Genomic DNA, 24,517 nt, shown 5'->3' on the forward strand with positions numbered 1-24,517 from the left:
TATGCAGCTGGATACTTTTTTACATCATCTCCATTTTTCTATAGACGAAATTATGCCGAATCATGAAGTGGACTGGGAAGATGCACCGCTTCCTTATAAATTATATCGAAATGTACCTATCATTCCTCTCTCTTTAGAAATCCCATTATCTTTACCCAACTCTTCTACTACACCTACTTTGAATGAGATTGGTCATTACCTTTGGTGCTCATTTGGTTTAACCCAGTTATGTCAGCTAAATAGCGAGAAAATTTTATTCCGAAGATCTATCCCTTCCGGCGGTGCTTTATATCCAAATGAATTGTATATATATTTAAAGATTGACGATTATCCAGACGGTATTTACCATTACGATGCCGCGCATCACCGACTTATCTTACTACGCGAAGGAAATTTCGATTCTTATCTTTCAGAAGCACTCGGCAATCGTTGTAACTTACAGTCTTGTTTTGGTGCTGCATTCGTATCCACTATGTTTTGGAAAAACTACTTTAAATACAATAACTTTTCGTATCGGCTTCAAGGGTTAGATAGTGGTGTTCTCATCGGACAATTACTTGAATGTGCCAAACAGTTCGGTTACACAAATGGCGTATATTTTCAGTTTTTAGATCGTGCAATCAATCATTTACTCGGACTGCCAGAAGGCGAAGAAAGCGTGTATGCTGTTGTTCCTTTTAGTACAGAGCCACAAACTGATTGGTTTCACAATGATTACCGTGAAAATAAAACAGTTACTTCTCATAAGTTGTTACAACAAATTCCGCCGCTCGCACATGAACATTTCGTTCACTCAAAGCATGTAAATGAGTATCCGATGATAACAAAAATAAATGAAGCTTCTATGATCGAATCGACAGCACAGTTTCAAACACTAACTCATGAAGAGCACTATCAACATCATGAGCACGCTATACAACTGCCGAAAGTAGAGCATTTATCTTATGATTTCTTACAACTTTGCAGAAAACGGTATTCCCCTGATGCTGACTTTACTTTAACGAAATTGGATGCAGCCGAGCTCGCTACTTTACTACAAGAAGCGAGCCTCTCCTTCCCTTATTACAACGACCTTGACAGTAAGTATATAAATGAAAATGCACGCGTCGCATTATATGGGTGTTTCTATAACGTAAAAGATATAAAAAACGGGGCTTACGCTTATAATAGTAAAACGCATTCCATACAACCACTTCGATATGGGGACCTTCGTTATCCCCTTCAATCTAGTATGACGATGGATAACGTAAACCTTTTTCAAGTACCGCTTTGCTTGCATGTAGTCGGAAAGAAAGATTATTATACACGTGCATTAGGCTATAGAGGATACCGCATTCACCAAATGGAAGCAGGTATACTCGTTCATAAACTCGTTTTTGCAGCGACCGCGATGGGGATGGGCGGGCATCCTTTACTTAGTTTTGATACAAATTCATGTGATCAGTTGTACGGGATAGATACTGGGAATGAAACGTCTCTCATTCAAATTCCCGTTGGGGCTTATCGGGCGCGGAATTGGTTAAAAGGGGATTTGCGTATTTAGAAGCACGCCGGCTATCGGCGTGCTTTTTCACTAGATTAATTTGAAAATGCTCTTTATTTGTCTCGCAAATAACCAGTTTTTCGTACCATAGTTATCATTTAAACTATCTAAATTGATAGTTTGTCCGTTAGCAAACTTTAATTCTAGCGTTGTATTTTTATCGTTTGTTTTTAAGTTACTATTTGTAATGGCATCATACTTTAATTTTTCAATTTCAACATATTCGTCTTTTTCTTGTCCGATCACGACATGGTCTTGGAAGAAGAACAATACTTCTACTTTCTTACCGAAACAAAATACATTTTTCGTATAAATTAATGTCGCATTATCAAGTCCGACGCATACTTCTTTCATCTCTTCAATAACGTGTCCAAAGTCTTCTTCATGTCTTGTGTTTGATTCAGCAATCCATTCTTCGATTGTTTTCATATTAATTGCCATACTGTGCCCCCTGGTTCGTTCATTGCTTTATTTTAAAGTAAATACTATATGACAATATAAGCGATACATACTATGTTTTCAAGGGTGAAAGATATATTCAAAATAAAGTTAAATTTCAAAGTAATATACTAAAAGAATCCATTTCATTATATTTCAAACGTTTGAACGAGACATTCTTCATCATCGATTAACTGTATTTTCTCATCAAATTCGATGTTTAGCTCCCTGTATACTTTCTTCCAAAAAGAAACAGCCGGTACATTTTTCACAAGTTCGATAACGAAATATTTTCCTCGTTTCTCTTTTAGCAAACTCTCAATAACTTGTTTACCGATTCCTTTTCCTTTGTACTGATTCAATATGAAAATGTCATTTATACCAAAATCGTTTTCCTTCTTCAAAAATGGACGTTCCAGTAGTAATAAAAATCCTACAATCTCATTATGACTTTTAATAAAATACGGAGTGATTCCATCATTTACCCAAAACATATATAAATCTTCGTATTCAAAAAATCCATTTGCTTCAATTGTTATATTGGGTGTGAACTTAGAGAGATCATGCAGATATAGTGCATACAAATTACGTAATATTTCTTTTTCTGATTCTTGAACGGTTTGCAGTGTTACAAACATTTTTAATAATCCCCTTCCCCATATGTAGCTATTTCCCAATCCTCTTCATTCGACAAAAATGATGATTACCCTTTAACAAAAAAATAGCACTTAAAAAGTGCTATTCTGCTCTCCTTGCCGCTTGCTGAATTGGATCCCAAACGCTGTTATATGGTGGTGCGTAACTTAAGTCGACATCTTCTAGATCGTGAATGCTCATTTTATTGAAAAGTGCCATTGCAATCACATCAATCCGTTTATCTACACCTTCCTCTCCAATTACTTGTCCGCCTAATAATTGTTTCGTGTCAGAACGGTATAGTAATTTCAAGTAAAGTGGTTTCGCATTTGGATAATAGCCCGCCATATTAGTCGAATCTACTTTGACTGTTTTAAACGGGATATGTAGTCCTTTTGCTTCTTTTTCATTTAAGCCTGTTCTTGCAAGCGTCAAATCCATAAATTTAATAATACCTGTACCTAACATACCTTTAAAGGCTCTTCGTTTATCCAGCATGTTCAGTCCTGCAAGTCGCCCTTGTTTATTGGCAGTCGTTCCGAGCGGGATATGATCATGAATTTCCTTTATAACGTGGTAATGTGTTGCGCAATCACCAGCTGCATATACGTCTTGCACATTCGTTTGCATATATGCATTTACTTCAATTGCCCCTTTATGATTTGTACGTATATTTGTTCCTTCAAGAAAATCAGTATTTGGCTTCACTCCGACAGATACTAAAACAAGATCCGCTTTATATGTACCTTTATCTGTTTCAACTGCTTCTACTCGTTCATTCCCTTTGAACGCTTTTACATTTTCATTCGTTAAAATTTCAATATGATGTTTATCTGCTTCTTTATGTATATATTCCGCCATATCTGCATCATAAATTGTACCGATATGATCATTTCTCTCAATCATTCTTACTTTCTTACCAAGTTCGACGAAAGTTTCTGCCATCTCAAGTCCAATTGCACCTCCGCCAATAATGGTTACATCTTCAACTTTATTCGTTTCTAGCGTTTTTAATATGCGCTCAGCATCCGGAATTGTTTTTAAAAGATGAACACCTTGTAAATCTCGGCCTTCCCATTCTGGCATAACAGGACGTACTCCGGTCGCAATTAATAATCGATCATACGAAAATTCAAAGACATCTTTCGTCTTCGTATGCTCTGCGTATACTATTTTCTTTTCCGTATCTACTTTCGTTACTTCATGTCGTACTTTCGCATCAATTCCATATTTATCACGAAACGTCTTTACATTACGGGCGATTAACTTTTCCGTTGAAGCAATAGCACCACTAATGACATACGGTAACCCACACTGCGCGTAAGAATAAATTTCACCTTTTTCTAACGTCACAACATTTGCATTTTCATCGTTTCTAACAATTTGCATCGCTGCACTCATACCAGCTGCATCTCCGCCAATAATGACATAGTTCACTTTACCACTCCTTCTTTTTTACATACTCTTTACGTTTTCCATATTTTATAGAAATAACACCTACTTCCATTGTAAAGAAAGAGAATTTCATCTTCAAATTTTGTGCACAAACCTATGCCTAAATAGGTAACCGTCGTGTCTTATAAACAACATGTTTAATATGCTATAACTGTAACTACCGAAAGTAGGTGAAACATACATGTGCGCCGGCCTTCTCGTCCAGCTCCCAGAAGAACCGAGAGAACCAAAACCCGCCCTTCCACTTGAACAAGAGTTTACCGTTAGTGCAACTTTATACAGCGCTCGCGCTTGGTTATCTGACAATGACACTTTCCCACAAACTATTTGGAAAGCCACTCGCTTCTCTTCTGCATCACACGCCAATAAATCAATCTTCCCAGTTGGTACTGTGAAAATTATAAATTTTTCTGATGATACAATAACAGTTACTATATCCTCAGAATCAGATGATACTCTCAAAATAGTCGTCCCGCCTCGTTCCGAAGCGGCTTTAACATCTAGTTCTTTATCTGATGTGCAAGCCAGTACATCAGGAGGAGCAAGCAAAGTCACATTCCTCTTTCATATCTTTTTCTCAAGAGAACCTGGTCCAGCTAAAAAACCATAAAAAAGGTACAGTTGTGCACTGTACCTTTTTCATATGTTCTATTCTCTTGATTTATTCAGTTCAACATTATAAGATTCAATCTTCAAACTGAATCACACACTTTGTACATACATTCATCCACCTTTTCTTTAGAGGCCAGTTATTCCCTGTGTAAAGGTTTGAATTATCGTGCTAATGTAAGACCACAGCACAATAAATGTTGCAATTCCGATTAAAACATTTGCAATAAGAAGTGTATAAATAGGGTCTAATCCGCCGTTATCTAGCTTTACTATAGCGACAATTATACTAATTGACATATACGTTGTGGCCAGCCCTAATAAGATTGGTAAGAAAAAGATTAATAAAAAGCTAAACAGAAAAGAAAGAACTAATATAGCAATAGCTGGCGTCGCTATCGTTCCCCATATACCAAATACTTCAAGAAACGAAAAAGATGATTTCATCATCTTCCCACTGACAAAAATAATAAATCCGACAAATAAAGTTAAAATGAGTAAAAATAAAAAGACTGTTATAGAGTCTCCAAAGAAAGAAGGAGTAGATAAATCTGGCGCTAACGTTCTCGTAAGTGCTGCCCCAGCACTCATCATTCTATAAAAAATACATGCCCCTAAAAAACAAATAAGAACAAGACTTACAATTCCATTTCGTATTTCAATCTTGCCGCTTTTCATAATAGCTGTCGGTGCTTGTAATGCGTGTTTAAAAAACTGAAAATAGCCGCTCGCAAACCGCTTTGCTTGCTCTACCGTTTCATTTGGTCGAGTTTCCTTTGCTTGTTGTGCTACGCGTGCCTGTTGCTCACCTTCTCCCTGTGCACTACTCGCTACTGCTCCCTCCGTTAACGAATGTCCACAATTCCCGCAAAACTTTGCCTCTGTTGCATTTTCTGTGTGACACGCCGGACATTTCATTCTCTCATCCCTCCTTAACCATATACCGTATAGGGTGTTACAAATTCAATATATGACTTTGTACATAAAACATGACTACAAGAAAAAGATTATGAAATCCTTCTTTCAAAAGAAATATATGTGCTAGCAATCTTGAAAAAAAATGCTATTATGAAACAGAATAAAGTGAAACTTTAATCAGTGGGGGTTTTCTTCATCCCCCACTGATTATTAGTTGAACCAATCGGACTTTTATGGGCAGTTGATCCCCTACCTAACTTCTTTGCTTTCGCTGAATTTTGAGGTGGGGGTCTTACTGCACATTAAAGTCGGATAAATAATGTTTCTAACAGATTGGATGAAAGACAATGGAATTGGTAAACTCAATTTTTCAAATACTCCTTACAAGCGTAATCCAATTATTTTCTTTAATTGGCGTTATCATTGTAATTGGATTTCTATTAGGCTATTTAGAATCTCTCACACGAATGTATTGGTCGAGAGCTTTCGGAAGAAAAGGATTTCTTTTAACGGCGTGGATTGGAGTTCCTATTCACGAACTTGGACATGCCATTATGTGTGTACTATTTCGTCATAAAATTGTAGCAACGCAGTTCTTCCCAACAGATACAAGTCAAGGCGCTTTAGGCTACGTACAACATCAATACAATCATAAAAGTGTATATCAACGAATTGGGAACTTCTTCATTGGAATTGGTCCTATTATTTCGGGTATTACTGCATTAATCCTGTTAATGCGCTATTTCGTACCAAATTCATATTTCTTATTTAATGCAACTCTCGAAAAAACAATCGCTGCTACTTCTATTAATATAGAAATGGTTCAAAACATGCTCTTGTCGACGTTTGTATTATTGAAAAGCTTATTTACAATAAGTAATTTATTAAATCCTTCTTTTTGGTTATTTTTATTTATCGCCATTTGTATTTCTGCACATATCGCTTTAAGTAAACCAGATATTAAAGGATCAATAGACGGTGTCATCGTCATGTTTATCATGTTATTTTTATTCAACATAATCGCAGGACTGTTTCAGTACGACAGTAACCATTTAATTGGCAAAGTGATGAAGTATAATATGTATCTCATTGCATTTTCTAGCGTGGCACTATTGTTCTCTTGTCTTTCTACACTTGTTAGTTTTGGGTTTTATAAAATAAGAGGAGGGCGTTCTATTTAAATAAAAGGGTATCCAATTACAACTGGATACCCTTTTATTTAAATGCATGTTCTTCATACAGATATTTGTCTGCTAATACGACCTCACAATTCTCTCCTTCTTCAAGGAATCTAGCAACAATCGAACAATGTGACACACCAACTATAAATAAAATACGCTCCTCAGTTGATTCAATTAAACGAACAATATTTGAATACATAATTAAATTTCTTTTATACCACCATGTTAACCATTCCATCCCAACATATTGACCAAAATCACCAATGCGTGCCATATTCACATATAACTTATGTAGCTGATTAAATACTTCTTGATTATTCATTTCTTGGTAAAACTCAAGAACACTTTTAGTATCCGCTAAATTTATTTCTGGTACCGAACTAAATATTTCTTCAAATAAATCTGGTTGATTTTCTTTCACCCATTTATGTACATCCCAAACATCAGTAACTTCATTTCCACCCATCCAATCAATTGCATATACCTGTTTATGCTTTAAGTTTGCTGCCATTCTAAAACCAATTTGATCTATTTCATTTAATGCTAATTCGTATGCACCTATCTTGTACTGTTTAAAATCCTCATTTAATTTATCCTGCTTATCTGTAATACTTTCAACTGCAATTTTTGTTGGCTGGAATTTCTGTATGATAGAAACAAGCTCTCTAATTTCGGCTTGCCTCTTTTCCGATAATAATTCTTCATGCTCACTCATATGACACGATCCCAGTATTAGAACTTTCGGTTTATTTCCTTTCATTTTCACCCTCCCCTTTTTTTCTGACTATTCAATTATATCAAGGTGAACAAAATTGTAAATAATTGTATCACACAAAAAAGGACCATCTAACTTGCAATGGCCTTTCCCTGTATACTAAACTATCTCTTACTTGTATAATCACAATGCTCAACCGGCACACGAGCATGTCCCTCTTCATCCGTACACCATGACTGTGATTGGAAGGCAAGAAAGATACCAATCCATTTTTCTTCCTTTTCAAAATGAATGAGTATTCCTCCGTCTTGCCATATACCATTATCACCTTTCCATTTCTCTACATTCCCTTGATTCATGTGAATATCATGTATCCCGTTTCCTGGTTCGAAATGAAAGTAAGAATCGGGTGTATTTTCTTCTGGTCCCCATCTTTCACCGAACGCGTAAATAATTGCTTTTTCTTCTATCGCTCGTTTTATATAATGTTCTATTTTTTCATTTAAATCATTGTCTACTCCTGCTTTTTCAGCAGGTAAAGGAACCATTTGCTTTGAATCAAATAAATTACCTCTTACGTAGTCTAAAGCTACTTTCGGTTCATTGTTTTTTATTTCTGTAAAACCAAATGGTAATGTTGGTAAAATATGAATCGCTTCTGACCGAGTATTGTCGCTCGCAAAATATAAAACTTCTGACGGATAACTTTGCGACTTTACATTAATTGCAATACGATAATCTACTTCTGCTTCACCTTGTAAATGAACTTGATAATGTGGAGTTTTCCCTTTTCCGATTTTAGATTGTATAATTGTACCTTTTAACACGCCGTAGTTTTTTAGGGGCATACATTTCATCTCCTATTCATTTAATAGAAGCTATTCATGTTTAAAACATTATCCAATCGTACAAAAAATCCTCCTATGTCAGGAGGATTTTTAATTTCTCAACATATACCAAACAATAACCTCTACCACTACAAGCAACACCGCACCAAAAATCATTAACGTCGTTTTCTTCAATAGTTCATTTTCACGATATGGTATGTTACATAAGTAAGCGCCAAGTGTAATTCGTGACGGGCAAGCGATTGTCGCTACTGATGACGCTGTATTTTGAAGCGTTGTAACGTATTGCCACGGGAGTGCTACATTTTGCGCAGTTTGCATTTGTAGTTTTATAAACATCGCATTTGATCCTGCGTTACTACCTGTTAAGAATCCACCTATTGCTCCGATGAACGGAGCAACGAAAACGAAAAAAGTTCCAAATGTTTCACCAGCCGTTTTTGCAAGTAATGCATGCATGCCAGATGCACCCATTAGTTCTGAAATGGCGATAAACATTGTCGTCGTAATTGCAAATGGAATCCATTGTTTTATCGTTTGCGAGATTGATTGTTTAATAATATGAGATGGAATGCGGAAGAAAACAATCGTAAATAAACAAGTCATACCGAGCCAAAATCCTGGTGAATATAGCATTTCTAGCTTGTAAGAGTATGATTTTAAATCAAGGACTGCATATGATCTGAACAAATCATGTAATGCTGGCACGAGGCGAGAAAGCAATATACAAACAGTTAAGAATATATAAGGGCTAATAATTTTTATAATAGATACTTCTCTTTCCGTTGTCGCAGCATGTTCTGTTATTAGGTTTTGTTCGTTTTTTCCTTTTAATTTAACGATAAGAAAGCCAAATGTAATGGTAACGATAGAACTTAATATACCTGCGAGTTCAACACTTACATATGCGTTAGAAAGGTAGATTCCGAGAGAAAATAATAAAAAGAAACCGAATCCTTCCTTCCACTTTTCAATCACCGCCTGCCAGCCACCTACAACATGTAAGGAAAGAATGACAAAATAAGCAAACATCGGAATGCTTAGTAGTGCTGTATTTGTGCCAAGTGTTGTAAGGGGCATGTTTATAAGCTGCGAACCGATAATCGTACCAGTTGCCATTGCCCCCCATGAACTAGCTAGTAAACCAATAAATGAAAGTAGTACAGCTTGAAACGGTTTATAGCCTAATGATAGAAAAATAGGTGCTGCAACCATAAAGCCAATTCCAAATCCACTTACTGATTCAATTAGTGGGCAAATACCAAAACACATAAGAAGCATTTGTAATAAACGATCGTGTGTCACTTCTTCTAGAAAACGTGCTACTTGATCGATGTACCCCATTTTGTTCATGAGGTGAAATAAAAAAATACCGAAAAATAAAACGTATCCGACAATAAAACAAATTAACCAACCTTTAATCGTTGCGTGCACAGTTTTACTTATCCCTAGTTGAAACGTTGGCGAGAGTAAAACGATTCCAACAGACACCGCATAAGAAATTAACGAGGACCTTAATGACGTTTGTTTAAATAAAAATAAACAAATGAAAATCATCATAATTGGGATAAGTGCCAACAATATGGCCATGTTATCATCTCTTTTCATTAAAAATACAATTTTTAACTATTATATAACAGATACCATAAATTTCAATTGTTTTTGCAACAGATTTAAAAAAGGAGCCAAACGGCACCTTTTTCATTCACCCCCATTTTCTTTTATCCTGAAAAACCGTCTGCTGTCCGACCATTTTGTCTAACAGAACAAACACAATATAAGCACATATGACTTGCAATACAACATTTCCAAATTTCATGAATTCAAATGAATAGATCCATCGGAATACTTCATTTAATAATACAATCGAAACGATACTAAATAGTTCTATACTAATCGAAAATATACATATTTCTAAAATAGATTGCTCTTGAATACGATTTAAGTTGGAAAAGATGAATACATATCCTAAAAATAGAGCCATCAACTCTATTTGCGTCATGCTAATGAGCCAAGCGTATAGTGGTACAGTTAAAAGAAGATATAGTAGTTTCCGTCTTAGCATGCTTTCTCACCCTCTAAATTATATGTATTTTCTGTATATTTTAACATTTATTTCGTAAAACAAAAAGAAGAGACTTATGCCTCTTCTTTTTGTTTTGTTGCCTGTATTAATTCACATATTTCTTCTCGTTTTTCATTTTCTAACAGCTCAATCACTTTACTTCCAACGACAACGCCGTCACATATTGTAATCATCTCTTCTACATGTTCCTTTGTTGAAATACCGAACCCTGCCACTACCGGTAAATGCGTATGTGATTTTACTTTTTCTAAATAACTATGAATCTCATCTTTAAAATTTTGACGTACTCCCGTTACGCCCGCTACTGTAACAGCGTAAACAAATCCTTCTGATTCACTCGTAATTTTCTCGATTCGCTCAATTGGGCTCGTAACGGTAACGAGTGGGATTAAAGCGATATTTTCATTTCGGAGAAGCCGTACAATAATGTCTTGTTCTTCATACGGTAAATCTGGAACAATAATACCGTCTACCCCTGCTTCTATACAATTTTCGATGAATTGTTCTTTTCCGAATGCAAGTACTGGATTTAAATATGTCATAAGTACAAACGGAATTTGTACTTCTTTCCTTACCTCTATTAATGCTTGAAAAATGCCTTTTACTGTTACACCGCTATCTAGTGCTCGTTTTCCTGCTCTTTGAATTGTTGGGCCATCTGCAACTGGATCTGAAAACGGGATACCAATTTCAACGATGCTTGCTCCTGCTTCATCTAGAAAACGAATTCTTTCTTTTAACTTTTCAAGGCCACCATCTCCGCCCATTACGTACGGAATAAATGCTTTCTTACCATTTTCAAATGCTGCTTTAATTTTTTCTACTCCCATCTTTTACACCTCTTCCATATAACGTTTTATACTCTCTACATCTTTATCACCACGGCCAGATAAACAAATGACAAGCCCTTCGTCTTTCTTCATTTGCGCCGCTAATTTTAATGCATATGCGACAGCATGCGAGCTTTCTAACGCCGGGATAATTCCTTCTTTTTTCGTTAATAATTGAAATGCTTCTAACGCTTCATCATCTGTAATGGAATGATAAGAAACGCGGCCAATATCTTTTAGTAAACTATGTTCTGGACCAACCCCCGGGTAATCAAGTCCAGCTGAAATAGAGTGAGCTTCTTGAATTTGTCCTTCTTCATTTTGCAGAAGGTACATCATCGATCCGTGGAGAACGCCAACGCTTCCTTTCGTTAAAGTAGCTGCATGCCTTTCTGTATGAACGCCTTTTCCAGCTGCTTCTACGCCGTAAAGAGCAACTTCTTCATCGTGCACGAACGGATAAAACATGCCCATCGCATTACTACCGCCTCCAATACAAGCAACGACAGCTTCTGGTAACTTCCCTTCTAACGCTTCATATTGTTTTTTTGTTTCTTTCCCAATTACACTTTGGAAATCACGAACAATTTGCGGGAATGGATGCGGTCCGAGAACAGATCCCATAATGTAATGTGTATCATGCACGTGTGAAACCCAGTAGCGAAGCGCCTCGTTCACCGCATCTTTTAATGTGCCGCTACCTGCCGCTACACTTTCCACTTTCGCTCCGAGCAATTCCATTCGGAACACATTTAATTTTTGACGTCTCACATCTTCTTCTCCCATAAAGATGACGCATTCTAATCCGAGTAGAGCACATACAGTAGCTGTTGCCACTCCGTGTTGCCCAGCTCCTGTTTCAGCGACAACTTTTTTCTTGCCCATTCGTACTGCAAGTAGTGCCTGACCGATTGTATTATTAATTTTGTGAGCTCCTGTATGGTTCAAATCTTCACGTTTTAAATAAATCTTTGCACCACCGCAATACTTCGTCATATTTTCAGCATAATATAGCGGTGTTTCTCTTCCGACGTACGTTTTTAAATAATGATTTAATTCCTTTTGAAATGCTTCATCTTGCATCGCTTCTTTATATGCTTCTTCTAGTTCTAGTACAGATTGCATTAACGTTTCTGGAACGTATCGTCCTCCGTATATACCGTAATGTCCTTTTTCATCTGGATATGCGTAGTTCATTCGGAACACTCCTTCGCTTTTATAATAAATTGTTTTATTTTCTCTACATCTTTCTTTCCTTCTGTCTCTACTCCGCTGCTCACATCGACCATATATGGCCGAACAGTTCGAATTGCTTCTTCTATATTAAGAGCGTTTAATCCACCAGCTAATATCGTTTTCTCTCGCAACTCTTTTGACATATGTGCAAGTAGTTCCCATGAAAATTTCTTTCCATTTCCTCCATGAAATTTTTCTTTCGGGCTATCAAACAATATATAATCCGTTTCATATGCTTGAGCATTTTTCATATCGGTCTCTGAAGTTACTCCGAGTGATTTTATAGACGCAATATTCAATCTTCTAATTTGATGATTATCTTCATCACCATGTAATTGCACGTGTGTTAATCCACATTCATCTGCAATTTTCTGGATCACTTCTACTGATTCATTTACGAAAACACCGATTTTTAACACGTTGGCTGGAAGCTCCTGAATGATTTCTTTCGCTAGCCCTGGAGTAATTTTTCGCTTACTTTCTGCAAAAACAAATCCGAGTGCATCTGCTCCGTATTCGCAAGCACGTTTTGCTGTTTCCATATCAGTGATACCGCAAATTTTCACTTTCATATATTCACCTTACAATCTTCAAAAAAGGTGCGAATAGAAGATGATGTCATAAGTGCTTCCCCAACTAATACACCTTTTGCTCCAGCTCGCTTGACGCGGATCATATCTTCTTTTGAATGAATTCCGCTCTCACTAATCCAAAGTAATTTCTCCTCATTTAATCGTTTTCCAAGCTTTTCTGTTTGGCCTAAATCGACTTCGAATGTTTTTAAATTACGGTTGTTAATACCGATAACGTGCGGATTTAATTCGATTGCAATTTCTAATTCCTCTTCATCATGAATTTCAACAATTGCTTCTAACCCTTTTTCTAGTACGTAGCTATACAGCTCTTTTAACTTCTCTTTCGGTAACGCTGCTACAATTAATAAAATAATATCTGCGCCAGCTTCATATGCTCTATCAATTTGAATCTTATCAATTATGAAATCTTTACATAAAAGCGGAATGTTACTTTCTTCTCGTGCTGTTTGTAAATCATAAAAAGATCCTTTAAAAAATTGACCGTCTGTTAAAACAGAAACTGCTCCTGCGCCGCATTCTTCATATGTTTTCACTTGTTTTCGTACATCAACGTGTAAATTGATATCTCCTTTTGATGGTGATGCTCGCTTTACTTCTGCAATAACAGTAAACTGATGTAATGATTCTACGAGTGAATGTGTCTTTCTACTTTCTTTTATTGGTGTATATGTTTCATATAATGCCGCAACTTCCTTTTTCTTCTGTTCTACAATTTCATCTAAAATCGTCCCCATTTTAATTCACCCTTTCTAATTTTTCGTTACTTGCTGCAATTAATAAATTTAGTTTCGCTAATGCTTTTCCAGAGTCAATGCTATATGCTGCGAGTTTAATTCCTTCTTCAATCGTTTCCGTTTTTCCATTTGCGAAAAGAGCTAAACCTGCATTGAATAAAACTGTATCGCGATAAACACTCTTTTCTCCGCTCAATACGCCGAGCGTAATCTTTGCATTTTCTTTTGAATTCCCCCCTCTAATTTCTTCATTTTTCACTCTTGAAAAACCATACTTTTCTGGATCAATACTCATTTCTACTATTTCATTATCTTTTAAAAGGACTACGTGATTTTCCCCTTGTAATGACGCTTCATCTAAAAAACCACTTCCGTTTACGACAAGCGCTTGTTTCCGGCCTAACTTTTGTAATACTTGCGCAACTGGTAGTAACATATCTCTTTTATAAATGCCGACAAATTGTGTTTCTAAATTCACCGGATTTGTTAAAGGGCCAATTAAGTTAAAGATTGTCGGCACGTTTAATTCTTTTCTTATTTTCATAATGCGTCTTAATGCTGGGTGCATCGCTGGTGCGAATAAAAATGCGATTCCGACATGCTCTAATAAATAATCAATTTCGTTTGGCGTACTGCTAATATTTACACCGAGTTCTTCTAATAAATCTGCACTTCCTGTTTTACTAGAAACAGCACGGTTACCATGTTTTGCAACCTTTACACCAGCTCCTGCCAGTACAAATGCCGATGTTGTACTAATATTAAACGTTTGGGCACCGTCACCACCTGTCCCGCAGTTGTCCATCGCTCCTTGTATATGATTCGAAAACGGTAATGCCTTTTCACGAAGAGCTCGGACGAGACCGTATATTTCTTCTGCAGTTTCACCTTTCGCTTTCAGTAAGACTAAGAAAGCTGCAATTTCACTTTCCAATATGTTTTCATTTAATAAAAGAAGCCCTGCTTTATACATTTCCTCTTCTGTTAAATGTTGACCCTCCACTAATTTACGAAGATAGTTATTCATACCCTTTCCTCCTCTTTTACCTCTGTTAAAAAGGCACGTATTAACTTTCCGCCTTCTTCTGTTGCGATTGATTCCGGATGAAACTGTAATCCAAAGAGCGGATAATAATTGTGACGGACTGCCATTATTTCTCCGTCGTCCATCGCTGTCGCTAATATGTCAAAACACTCTGGCAAGCTCGTTTGCTCTGCAACAAGGGAATGATAGCGCATTGCCGTTAGCGGCTGTGTAGCGTATGAAAAGATTGACGTTCCGTTATGTTTCACACGCGATGTTTTTCCGTGTTTAATACGTTCTGCTCTTACAATGTCTCCTCCAAATGCAGCTATAATCGCTTGGTGGCCAAGACAAATCCCTAATATGGGAACGTTCTTATAAAAATGACGAATCACTTTCATACAAATTCCAGCATCCTCTGGTTTTCCTGGTCCTGGTGAAAGTACAATTCCTTTCGGCTTCATTTCTTCTAATTGTTCTATCGTTATTTGATTATTTCTTACGACAACAATATCTTCTTGGTATTCACCTAACAGTTGATACAAGTTATATGTGAATGAATCGTAATTATCAATCAGTACAATCATTTCATTACCTCCAAAAGCGCTCTCGCTTTATTTAACGTTTCTTCATATTCAGCAACTGGGTCTGAATCGTAGACGATCCCCGCTCCTGCCTGAACGTATGCTTTCTCATCTTTTACGACCATCGTTCGAATGGCGAGCGCCATATCAAGATTCCCTGAAAAACTAACGTATCCAACCGCACCTGCGTATATATTTCTTTTTTCATTCTCTAGCTCATTTATAATTTCCATCGCTCTAATTTTCGGAGCACCTGATACCGTACCCGCCGGTAAGCAATACGCTAATGCATCAAATCCGCTCATTTGTTTTCGCAATGTTCCGTAAACTTCAGATACAATGTGCATAACGTGAGAATATTTTTCTACTTTCATATATTTATCTATCGTAACTGAGCCGATTTCACTCACTCTACCAATATCATTTCGCCCAAGATCTACAAGCATCATATGCTCTGCTCGCTCTTTCTCATTTTCTAACAGCTCTTTTTCAATTTCCGTATCTTCCTGCTTTGTCTTCCCTCTCGGCCTCGTACCAGCAATTGGATTTGTCATCACTTTATCCTCTCTTACTGATAGCAAACTTTCTGGCGAAGAACCGAGCACAACATAATCTTGAAAATCGATATAAAACATATATGGTGATGGATTGGCAATTCGTAGTTTTCGGTATAACGCGAATGGATCACCAATACATTCACTTTGCAAACGCTGAGATAATACAACTTGAAATATGTCCCCGGCCCCGATGTATTCTTTCGCCGTTTCTACCATCGCGCAAAATTCTTTTTCCGTTATAGAAGAAGTGAATGATAATGTTGATCTTATTTCAGTTACTTCCGCTTCTTCTCCCTGTAGCACTTCCTCTTTGTATACTCGCAGCCTTTCGTATACTTCTTCATAATCTGCTGCATCATCTTCCCTGCATACATATACAAACGACAACTTTTGGCGTAAGTGGTCATACACGATAAACTCACGGTACAGTAAAAGGTGTACCTCTGGAATATTCAATGGATCGTGTAAATTTGCTCCAATGTTTTCATATTGCCGAATAACGTCATAGCCAATATAACCAACTGCTCCTCCGCAAAACGGAAATGGGCTGTCTACTTGAGCTGACGCAATCACTTCTTCTAACACTTGTAGTACGTTACCTTGTAACTTTTCTGTTTGACCGAAAATCGTTCGTTCCACTTCCGTACCGATACTTTTCACTTCCCCATACGGATTACACCCTAAGTAGGAATAGCGTCCTTTATCTTGATGAAGCTGTGAACTTTCTAATAAAAACTTTTTCTTTCCCTTCATACGTCTATATAAAGAAATTGGCGTAATGCTATCTCCTTCTTCTTCAGCAATTACTAAAAATGTTCTTCCTTGTTCTTTTTGTTTCATAAATTTCTCTTTTGTCATCATGCCTTTCACCTCAATCTGAAAAATAAAAAAGTCCCCTACATATCGAAAATATGTAGAGGACGATAAATTTACCGTGGTACCACCTCATGTTGGACGCAAAAGCATCCCGCTTTATTCAGGTACAAAATTTATACCTTATCCTTGTAACGGCGGAACCCGGGTTGCCTACTGAAAATAATTGTTCAGCATACCTCTCGTAAGCCCATTCCGTATATGGTACCGCACCAGGCTCCCACCTATTCCCGGCTCTCTGTAACGTCTCCAATATACGTACTCTTCTTACTTAAACGATTTCATTTATTTAATTTTTTATACACAAAAAGGGAGTACTCATCCTATAGAAAGGACGGGTACTCCCGTGGTGCCACCTTAATTCGTTACGAATGTAACGCACTTTACCGTATCAAAAACAATACGTGTCTCTTGTATCGATGAGATCATGTCGCCAAAGCCTACTTCTTTCGTTTCGGTTTGGAAGCTCCGAAGCCCATTCCACATCAATTCCATACTGATTCGCACCAACCATCAGCTCTCTGACATGTTCATCATGTGTACTCTTCTTCATCAAAGCTTGCATTTTTTTAAGTTGCACTCATTATAGACCTGACTTTTTTCACAAGTCAATACTTTTTTAAAAATTTTATTTTTCTTTCCTTTCAATATTATATTGACAAAACAACCTCTTTTTATGTAAATATAATAAATACTCTATTAAAAATAAGGTTTTTTGTATGAATATTATATATTAAAAAAGTAAAATGACATCGAAAAACGCTTACATTTCTGAAAATTCATATTTCTGTATGGATTTTTCAGAATAATCATGATAGATTATAAATATGCATAACGCATCAAAAGACATGACAAAAGGAAGGGGAACTTCATGAGTACGCAGATGTTAACTTTAACTTCAATCTCTATTTACATGCTCGGGATGTTAGTCATTGGCTATTTCGCCTATAAACGAACGTCCAACTTAACAGATTATATGCTTGGCGGGCGTACACTAGGCCCCGCAGTAACAGCATTAAGTGCTGGAGCATCCGATATGAGTGGGTGGCTTTTAATGGGCTTACCCGGTGCAATGTTTAGCGTTGGATTAAGTAGTAGTTGGATTGCGATCGGCCTGACACTAGGCGCATACGCAAACTGGCTATATGTCGCTCCTCGCTTACGTACCTACTCTGAAATTGCAAACAACTCTATTACTATCCCAGAATTTTTGGAACACCGTTTCCACGACAAATCTCACATGCTACGCTTAGTATCTGGACTTGTTATTATGATTTTCTTTACTTTTTATGTAGCTTCAGGACTCGTTTCAGGTGCTGTATTATTTGAAAATTCATTTGGTATGAACTACCACGTTGGATTATTCATTGTAGCTGGCGTTGTTGTTGCTTACACATTATTTGGTGGTTTCTTAGCAGTAAGTTGGACAGACTTCGTGCAAGGAATCATTATGGTAATTGCTCTTATTCTTGTTCCTACTGTTACAATTATGAATGTAAATGGACTTGGTCCAGCATTTAGCACAATTAAATCAATTGATCCAACATTATTAGATATTTTTAAAGGTACTTCTGTATTAGGTATTATTTCATTATTCGCATGGGGCCTTGGTTATGTTGGACAACCTCATATTATCGTACGCTTTATGGCAATTTCTTCTGTAAAAGAGATTAAAAGTGCGCGACGAATTGGTATGAGCTGGATGATTTTCTCTGTTGTCGGAGCTATGTTTACTGGTCTTATCGGTATTGCGTACTACTCAGACAAAGGATTAACACTATCCAATCCAGAGACAATTTTCCTTGAACTTGGAAAAATTTTATTCCACCCACTGATTACTGGATTTTTATTAGCCGCTATTTTAGCAGCAATTATGAGTACAATCTCATCTCAGTTACTCGTTACTTCTAGTGCTGTAACGGAAGACTTATATCGTACTTTCTTTAAACGTTCTGCTTCTGATAAAGAGCTTGTATTTGTCGGCCGTATGGCTGTTCTTGTTATTGCATTAGTTGGGTGTGCATTAGCGTTTAAACAAAATGATACGATTTTAGCTCTTGTTGGATACGCTTGGGCTGGATTTGGCTCTTCATTCGGACCTGCTATTTTATTAAGCTTATATTGGAAACGTATGACGAAGTGGGGCGCACTTGCTGGTATGATTTCTGGTGCCGCTACAGTAATTATTTGGACGCAATTCAAATTCTTAAAAGAATTCTTATATGAAATGATTCCTGGTTTTACTATTAGTTTACTAGTAATCGTAATTGTTAGTTTACTAACACAATCTTCAAAAGAAGTTGAAGAGCACTTTGAGACTTTTGAAAAGCAACATAGTCATAATCTATAAAGGAAAAGCTCTGCTGTTATCGTATCAGCAGAGTTTTCTTTTTTCTCAAAGTTCGACAATCTTCTGCTCGAATTTAACAATTTCTTTATGTTTCATTAAATTAAACGTAACACTACTCCTTTATAGTAGTACTATCAGCACTTATACAGAAAGGGGACTCCAACATGTTAGCAGCTTTCCAGCAACAACAAACACGAAAATTTTCACCTATCACAAATACTTCTACGTCTTGTTTAAACATACAACCTAATCCACCCAAAATTTCAATTGCTCCTTCTGTTATTTCAGTCATTGGTGTTCATATGGAAAAAAATAAGTTAAAAGTAAGAACGGGACAAAGCACTGAGTTATCAGCTTCTGTTTTGCCAGTGCATGCAACGAATCAAGAACTTATTTGGACCAATATGAATGCTGATGTTATCACACTGTATCCAAAAGGTGATACGGTAACGATTACCGGAAAAAGTGCAGGTAGAGCAGTCGTAATTGTTACAACTACTGAAGGAAAGTTCAGGGACCTATGTATCATTCATGTACAACCTTATATGACAAACCCAAAGTAAAAGAGTGGCTATGAAGCCACTCTTTTACTTTATTTCAATGTGTGGATTTTTACTTGTAACAAGATTGATAAATTGCTCTTTATCTTTAGGAGAAATAATTTCTGTTTGATGTGTGCCGTAAACAATTTCAAGTCGATCAAACGATAAGGCGTAGGCTGCTACTGGATTTTTCGTATTTGAAATTTGTTTTATATCTCGTATAAATATGCGCTTTTTCACGAAACCTGATCTAATAGTAATTGTTTCTTCTCCAACAATATATTTTGTTGAAAACCAACTCCACATCAATAAGATAACTAATGGGATTGTGAAAAACAAAAGAAAATATTCTCTTCCTGCAAATATTGGAGCAAAACACGCTCCAATGACAACGAAAAAAATCGGATATAGCCATGCATCTTTTTTTGATGGAAATTCCACTAAACTTCTCCTCTCTTGATTTAAGTCAATGAACCTCCTCTTCTTCTCTATTACAATGAAAACACCATTAGGATAGGAGGACGTATTATGACTGAACGAAAGTATGCATTACTTGCTGGCTCTTCTCTTCTTGTTATGGCATTCATTGCATTTTTTTCTTACGGTTTTGTTCATGGAAATCTCGTTGTACAAGAAAACGCGAGCGTGACATTCCATAATATCCAAACTTCAAATTCACTTTTCAAAGCGGAAATCTTTGGTTGGATTATCATTTTCATTACTGATATTGTCGCCGCGTGGGCTCTTTATTTCTTTCTAAAACCAATTCATACTAGCCTCTCATTACTAGCTGCCTTGCTTCGTCTTATGTATACAGCAATACTTGGAATTGCCATATTCAATTTAATATTGGCATTGCTACTTTCAAAAAGTATGATTGCGAATCCAGAAACATATGTGATGTTGTCTCTCAGTGCATTCGAATACATTTGGTCTGTAGGGTTAATCATTTTCGGCTTACATCTTTTCGTTTTAGGTTATGTAGCTTTTCTATGTAAACATATACCGAAATGTATTAGTATACTACTATTCTTGGCTTCTATCGGTTATATCGTAATTCACGTCATGAATACAATGTTTTCACAATATGATGCGATGATTTCCATTCTTAATGTTGTCTTTCAACTACCGATGATCGCAGGTGAACTCGGATTTAGTATATGGCTATTGATTAAAGGTGGAAAAAACACTACTGTTTGAGTCGTTTCTTAATTCTGCTTAATGATTCTGGCGTAATACCTAGATAACTTGCCAATTGATATTGAGGAACACGATTGATTAAATGCGGTCGTTTTTGTAATAATGATTTGTAACGCTCTTCTGGTGTCGATGCAATAAATAATGAAAGTTCTTCTTGTACCTCACCGAAATTGTATTCAATCATTTGGCGTGTCATTTCTTCTAATTGTGAATATTTCTTATACATGTCCTTTTCACTGTGCAGGTCGCCAACTACAACTAGACAATCTTCTAAACACGTTAACGTATGCGGGGATGCTTTATCTTGTTTATGGTGATTAAAATTTACGATTGCTTGTTCTTCTGTATAGAAATTTGATGTAACCTCTTTCCCTGTTTCATCTATACAATGTTGCCTAATACATCCCTGTAATACAAAATAACATTTCGAAGGGACATCTCCTTGCCTTAAGAGCACTGTTCCTTTTTTATATTCTCCAATTTGTAATTCACTGAGAATCATGTGCTGCTCTTCTTCACTTAGTGTTGTAAGGTTCTGCATATACTTCTTTAATATTTCTTCCATTTCCCTCCCCCTTCCTCCCCTATATTTCTGTAAAACAAAAAGAGAAGTATTACAACTTCTCTTTTCCCCTCTAACATTATAATTCCTGTGTATAAACAGGCTCGTTTACGACATTTTTTGCTGTTCGTTTTTGTTGCTGTAATAAGAAAACAGATACACCAAACAATACGAGCATGCTACCGATCATTTGCATTGCATTTAATCTTTCCCCAAGTAAGAAGAACGCTAGTATAGATGCTCCAACTGGTTCCCCTAAAATACTCATCGAAATTGTTGTTGCATTTACGTAGTTTAATAACCAGTTATTAATGACGTGTGACACTGTCGGCACGACCGCAAGTAAAAGAAAAATGGTCCAATCCCACTTTGTATAACCTGTAAAAGGAACTTGCAATACTATATTATAAATCCCCATAAAAATACCTGCGAATGCAAAAACAGTAAAGCTGTAAATCCAGTGTGATACTTTCTTTACTGTCGTTTGGCCGATAAATAAATAACCGACAACTGCTATTACACTTAAAAAGGATAATATATCTCCATAAATTGCTTGTTCACTTAGTCCTAAATCTCCCCAACCAATACACACTACACCTAGTATCGCAATTCCCATTGTCGCAATGGCTGAGTATGTTGTTCTTTCTTTAAATAAGAAAAAACCTCCAACTAAAGATACGATTGGTTGAAGCGCTAAAATAATCGTCGAACTCGCAACTGTTGTATGCTTTAAAGATTCAAACCATAAAAGAAAATGAAGTGCTAAAAAGAAACCAGATCCAATTAAAAATCCCCAATCTTTTATTTGAATCTTACTAAACTCTTCCCGTTTTTTCCAAACAATAGGCAGCATAATAAGTACGATAATCCATAATCGATACATACTTAATATAGAAGATGGTGCTGAGGACATCTTTACAAAAACTGCTGCGAATGAAATGGCTATAATGGAAATGGCTAATGGTAGTGCGATTGATCTTTCTTGTTTCAAATTCCGTCTCCCCTCTCACCTGTCAAAAATCCCACTTCATTATATCCGTTTTCTTTCCTAACTTAAATACTAATTTTTTAGATTCTTCGTACCATTATGGTAAAATAGAAACGAAAGCACCTATTAGTGAATATTTCTTTCTTTTTCACTACAAGCGTCGCTCTTACAATTATTACAGTAAATTTTTATTTAGGGGGATCTACATGAATCAAACAATTGGGAGAATTGAAGAGATTTCATTTTATAGTGCATCACTTCAAGAAGATGTTACACTTCTCGTTTACTTACCGGTAAATTACACACCGCTGCACAAACATACAGTTGTAATTGCACAAGATGGCAGAGATTATTTTCAGCTTGGGAAAGCACACCGTGTAATTGAGCGCCTTCGTGAAACTGAAGAAATTGACCGTACAATTATTGTCGGTATTCCATATAAAAATGTACACGATCGTAAAGAAAAATATTTCCCAAATGAAGTAAAAAACGCTGCGTATATTCGTTTCCTTGCTCATGAACTTGCACCATATATCGATGAAAATTATCCAACGTACCAAATGGGGAAAGGTCGTGTGTTAATTGGGGATTCTCTTGGCGGAACAGTTTCCTTTATGACCGCACTTATGTATCCGCATACATTCGGTAAAGTTGTTATGCAATCACCATTTGTGGATGAAACAGTAATGAACTTAGCAAAAGACTTCAAAAATCCGGAGGCGCTAGAGCTTTATCACGTTATTGGGACAGAAGAAACAGCTGTAAAGCGCACGGATGGACAAGTATCTGATTTCGTAGGGCCGAACCGTGAACTTAATACGCTTCTGACAGATCGAAATTTCATTACACATTACGAGGAGTTTGAAGGTAATCATACGTGGAAATATTGGCAAACTGATTTACCCAAAGCTTTCTCTCATATGCTATCAATGAAATAATAGAGAGCAGTATTCAGAATAATTTGATATAATAGATTAAGAGAGTTATTTTCTCAAAATCTAACTAGACTTACAAAGGGAGGAATTGGAACATGAAATTAGGCATTGTAATTTTTCCATCTAAAATGATTCAAGATAAAGCGAACGGATTGCGTAAACGTTATGATCCGCACTACGCATTAGTTCCGCCACATATTACATTGAAAACACCCTTTGAGACGCAAGATGAACAATTAGAATCGATTGTAAACGAGTTACATACAATCGCAAGTAAAACGAACCCTTTTACCCTTCATGTTGGAAAAGTTGGTTCATTCGCACCTGTTAATAATGTTCTTTATTTTAAAGTAGAAAAAACACCTGAACTTACTTTCTTAAATGAGGAAATGCATAGCGGATTCTTTACACAAGAACGCGAATACGCTTTTGTACCTCATTTAACAATTGGACAAGGCTTATCAGATGCAGAGCATGCTGATGTACTAGGTCGATTACGTATGAAAGATTTCTATTACGAACAACCAATTGACCGCTTCCACCTTCTATATCAACTAGAAAACGGAACATGGACTGTACACGAAACATTCCGCCTTGGAAAGGGGAACAACTAATTTGCATGCACAGATCGTACAAACGGACGAACAACTAAGAGATGCATTCTCTGTACGTAAGCAAGTATTTGTGAAGGAACAACAAGTTTCTGCCGAAGAAGAGTATGATGAGTTTGAAGAAACTTCCATACACGTTGTTATATATGATAATGATGTTCCCGTTGGTGCTGGACGTTTTCGTACCATTGATGGAATAGGAAAAATGGAACGCATTTGCGTACTAGCTTCCCATCGTAAAAAAGGCATTGGAAAAATTGTTATGGATGCACTTGAAGCATATGCGAAAGAAAATTCGCTACCAAAATTGAAGCTGCATGCCCAAACACATGCTGAAGATTTCTATAAAAAACTTGGATATGTAACGAATTCTGATGTATTTATGGAAGCAAATATTCCTCACATCGTTATGATAAAAGAATTGTAATTTGAAAACAGGAGGTATCCCCTCCTGTTTTTTTACATT

Annotated in this window: 27 protein-coding genes and 2 other annotated features; of the genes, 9 read left to right on the top strand and 18 right to left on the bottom strand. The window is 36.5% G+C overall.

Features of this window, described 5'->3' with window-relative positions:
• Position 1: 1 nt before the first annotated feature.
• Positions 2-1,543 (top strand): SagB family peptide dehydrogenase, encoded by a 1,542-nt coding sequence (locus tag ACTFRS_RS17945; protein WP_440023512.1) that lies wholly within the window; start codon positions 2-4, stop codon positions 1,541-1,543.
• A 30-nt stretch (positions 1,544-1,573) separates the two neighbouring features.
• On the opposite strand, the gene ACTFRS_RS17950 is transcribed toward ACTFRS_RS17945, so the two are convergent.
• The 3 genes from ACTFRS_RS17950 to ACTFRS_RS17960 form a co-directional block, all read right to left on the bottom strand.
• A complete protein-coding gene (locus ACTFRS_RS17950) occupies positions 1,574-1,984 on the bottom strand; it encodes a DUF3908 family protein (RefSeq protein ID WP_071715902.1) in 411 nt (136 codons plus the stop codon).
• 146 nt (positions 1,985-2,130) lie between these two features.
• Positions 2,131-2,619, bottom strand: a complete 489-nt coding sequence (locus ACTFRS_RS17955; RefSeq protein ID WP_440023509.1) for a GNAT family N-acetyltransferase — start codon at positions 2,617-2,619, stop codon at positions 2,131-2,133.
• Positions 2,620-2,719: 100 nt separating this feature from the next.
• Positions 2,720-4,054, bottom strand: a complete 1,335-nt coding sequence (locus ACTFRS_RS17960; protein ID WP_440023507.1) for an FAD-dependent oxidoreductase — start codon at positions 4,052-4,054, stop codon at positions 2,720-2,722.
• Between the two features lie 199 nt (positions 4,055-4,253).
• Between ACTFRS_RS17960 and ACTFRS_RS17965 the strand changes: the two genes are divergently transcribed.
• Entirely contained in the window at positions 4,254-4,682 is a 429-nt protein-coding gene (locus tag ACTFRS_RS17965; protein WP_074567599.1) for a hypothetical protein, read from the top strand.
• Positions 4,683-4,810: 128 nt separating this feature from the next.
• On the opposite strand, the gene ACTFRS_RS17970 is transcribed toward ACTFRS_RS17965, so the two are convergent.
• On the bottom strand, positions 4,811-5,599 hold the full coding sequence (locus ACTFRS_RS17970; RefSeq protein ID WP_139869748.1) for a zinc ribbon domain-containing protein: 789 nt from the start codon (positions 5,597-5,599) through the stop codon (positions 4,811-4,813).
• Positions 5,600-5,946: 347 nt separating this feature from the next.
• Here ACTFRS_RS17970 and ACTFRS_RS17975 point away from each other — a divergent pair, with 347 nt between their 5' ends.
• Positions 5,947-6,780 carry a hypothetical protein gene (locus tag ACTFRS_RS17975; protein ID WP_139869750.1) on the top strand — a complete coding sequence of 278 codons (834 nt, stop codon included), beginning with the start codon at positions 5,947-5,949 and terminating at the stop codon, positions 6,778-6,780.
• A gap of 34 nt (positions 6,781-6,814) precedes the next feature.
• Here ACTFRS_RS17975 and ACTFRS_RS17980 read toward each other — a convergent pair whose 3' ends face one another.
• The 11 genes from ACTFRS_RS17980 to trpE all read right to left on the bottom strand — a co-directional run bounded on the left by ACTFRS_RS17980 (position 6,815) and on the right by trpE (position 16,851).
• Positions 6,815-7,540, bottom strand: a complete 726-nt coding sequence (locus ACTFRS_RS17980) for a DUF5694 domain-containing protein (RefSeq protein ID WP_139869752.1) — start codon at positions 7,538-7,540, stop codon at positions 6,815-6,817.
• Positions 7,541-7,659: 119 nt separating this feature from the next.
• Entirely contained in the window at positions 7,660-8,343 is a 684-nt protein-coding gene (locus tag ACTFRS_RS17985; protein ID WP_318160883.1) for a YukJ family protein, read from the bottom strand.
• A 90-nt stretch (positions 8,344-8,433) separates the two neighbouring features.
• Positions 8,434-9,933: an L-lactate permease gene (locus ACTFRS_RS17990; RefSeq protein WP_440023504.1), complete on the bottom strand. Its 1,500-nt coding sequence runs from the start codon at positions 9,931-9,933 to the stop codon at positions 8,434-8,436.
• Positions 9,934-10,048: 115 nt separating this feature from the next.
• Entirely contained in the window at positions 10,049-10,408 is a 360-nt protein-coding gene (locus ACTFRS_RS17995) for a DUF4029 domain-containing protein (protein WP_242293873.1), read from the bottom strand.
• A gap of 74 nt (positions 10,409-10,482) precedes the next feature.
• On the bottom strand, positions 10,483-11,259 hold the full coding sequence (gene trpA / locus ACTFRS_RS18000) for a tryptophan synthase subunit alpha (RefSeq protein ID WP_139869758.1): 777 nt from the start codon (positions 11,257-11,259) through the stop codon (positions 10,483-10,485).
• Positions 11,260-11,262: 3 nt separating this feature from the next.
• Complete coding sequence (gene trpB / locus ACTFRS_RS18005; protein WP_139869759.1) at positions 11,263-12,456, bottom strand: tryptophan synthase subunit beta; 1,194 nt, start codon at positions 12,454-12,456, stop codon at positions 11,263-11,265.
• Complete coding sequence (gene trpF / locus ACTFRS_RS18010) at positions 12,453-13,067, bottom strand: N-(5'phosphoribosyl)anthranilate isomerase (RefSeq protein WP_440023501.1); 615 nt, start codon at positions 13,065-13,067, stop codon at positions 12,453-12,455. The genes trpB and trpF overlap by 4 nt, the downstream gene beginning before the upstream one ends.
• Complete coding sequence (gene trpC / locus ACTFRS_RS18015; protein ID WP_139869761.1) at positions 13,064-13,825, bottom strand: indole-3-glycerol phosphate synthase TrpC; 762 nt, start codon at positions 13,823-13,825, stop codon at positions 13,064-13,066. The genes trpF and trpC overlap by 4 nt, the downstream gene beginning before the upstream one ends.
• Before the next feature lies 1 nt (position 13,826).
• On the bottom strand, positions 13,827-14,852 hold the full coding sequence (trpD, locus tag ACTFRS_RS18020) for an anthranilate phosphoribosyltransferase (RefSeq protein WP_061183185.1): 1,026 nt from the start codon (positions 14,850-14,852) through the stop codon (positions 13,827-13,829).
• Entirely contained in the window at positions 14,849-15,436 is a 588-nt protein-coding gene (locus tag ACTFRS_RS18025) for an aminodeoxychorismate/anthranilate synthase component II (protein ID WP_439195266.1), read from the bottom strand. Before ACTFRS_RS18025 ends, trpD begins: the two co-directional genes overlap by 4 nt.
• Entirely contained in the window at positions 15,433-16,851 is a 1,419-nt protein-coding gene (gene trpE, locus ACTFRS_RS18030; RefSeq protein ID WP_439195499.1) for an anthranilate synthase component I, read from the bottom strand. Before trpE ends, ACTFRS_RS18025 begins: the two co-directional genes overlap by 4 nt.
• A 52-nt stretch (positions 16,852-16,903) precedes the next feature.
• Positions 16,904-17,148, bottom strand: a binding site (T-box leader).
• A gap of 42 nt (positions 17,149-17,190) precedes the next feature.
• Positions 17,191-17,428, bottom strand: a binding site (T-box leader).
• A gap of 306 nt (positions 17,429-17,734) precedes the next feature.
• On the opposite strand from trpE, the gene putP reads away from it, so the two are divergent.
• Positions 17,735-19,213 carry a sodium/proline symporter PutP gene (gene putP / locus ACTFRS_RS18035; RefSeq protein ID WP_139869765.1) on the top strand — a complete coding sequence of 493 codons (1,479 nt, stop codon included), beginning with the start codon at positions 17,735-17,737 and terminating at the stop codon, positions 19,211-19,213.
• Positions 19,214-19,377: 164 nt separating this feature from the next.
• A complete protein-coding gene (locus ACTFRS_RS18040) occupies positions 19,378-19,776 on the top strand; it encodes an Ig-like domain-containing protein (protein WP_139869766.1) in 399 nt (132 codons plus the stop codon).
• A 24-nt stretch (positions 19,777-19,800) separates the two neighbouring features.
• On the opposite strand, the gene ACTFRS_RS18045 is transcribed toward ACTFRS_RS18040, so the two are convergent.
• Entirely contained in the window at positions 19,801-20,196 is a 396-nt protein-coding gene (locus tag ACTFRS_RS18045) for a PH domain-containing protein (protein ID WP_139869767.1), read from the bottom strand.
• 87 nt (positions 20,197-20,283) lie between these two features.
• On the opposite strand from ACTFRS_RS18045, the gene ACTFRS_RS18050 reads away from it, so the two are divergent.
• Entirely contained in the window at positions 20,284-20,955 is a 672-nt protein-coding gene (locus tag ACTFRS_RS18050; protein ID WP_139869768.1) for a DUF4386 domain-containing protein, read from the top strand.
• Here ACTFRS_RS18050 and ACTFRS_RS18055 read toward each other — a convergent pair.
• A complete protein-coding gene (locus tag ACTFRS_RS18055; RefSeq protein ID WP_087951690.1) occupies positions 20,945-21,520 on the bottom strand; it encodes a Crp/Fnr family transcriptional regulator in 576 nt (191 codons plus the stop codon). The two genes, ACTFRS_RS18050 and ACTFRS_RS18055, sit on opposite strands and share 11 nt — an antisense overlap.
• 76 nt (positions 21,521-21,596) lie before the next feature.
• Positions 21,597-22,508 carry a DMT family transporter gene (locus ACTFRS_RS18060; RefSeq protein WP_440023497.1) on the bottom strand — a complete coding sequence of 304 codons (912 nt, stop codon included), beginning with the start codon at positions 22,506-22,508 and terminating at the stop codon, positions 21,597-21,599.
• Between the two features lie 203 nt (positions 22,509-22,711).
• On the opposite strand from ACTFRS_RS18060, the gene ACTFRS_RS18065 reads away from it, so the two are divergent.
• From ACTFRS_RS18065 to ACTFRS_RS18075, 3 genes are all read left to right on the top strand, one after another.
• Positions 22,712-23,443, top strand: a complete 732-nt coding sequence (locus ACTFRS_RS18065; RefSeq protein WP_001076848.1) for an alpha/beta hydrolase — start codon at positions 22,712-22,714, stop codon at positions 23,441-23,443.
• A gap of 92 nt (positions 23,444-23,535) precedes the next feature.
• Entirely contained in the window at positions 23,536-24,054 is a 519-nt protein-coding gene (locus ACTFRS_RS18070; protein ID WP_000765878.1) for a YjcG family protein, read from the top strand.
• Position 24,055: 1 nt separating this feature from the next.
• Positions 24,056-24,478: a GNAT family N-acetyltransferase gene (locus ACTFRS_RS18075; protein ID WP_000543274.1), complete on the top strand. Its 423-nt coding sequence runs from the start codon at positions 24,056-24,058 to the stop codon at positions 24,476-24,478.
• Positions 24,479-24,517 lie beyond the last annotated feature (39 nt).

The sequence above is a fragment of the Bacillus cereus group sp. MYBK139-1 genome, from assembly GCF_051916915.1.
GTDB lineage: Bacteria > Bacillota > Bacilli > Bacillales > Bacillaceae_G > Bacillus_A > Bacillus_A pacificus.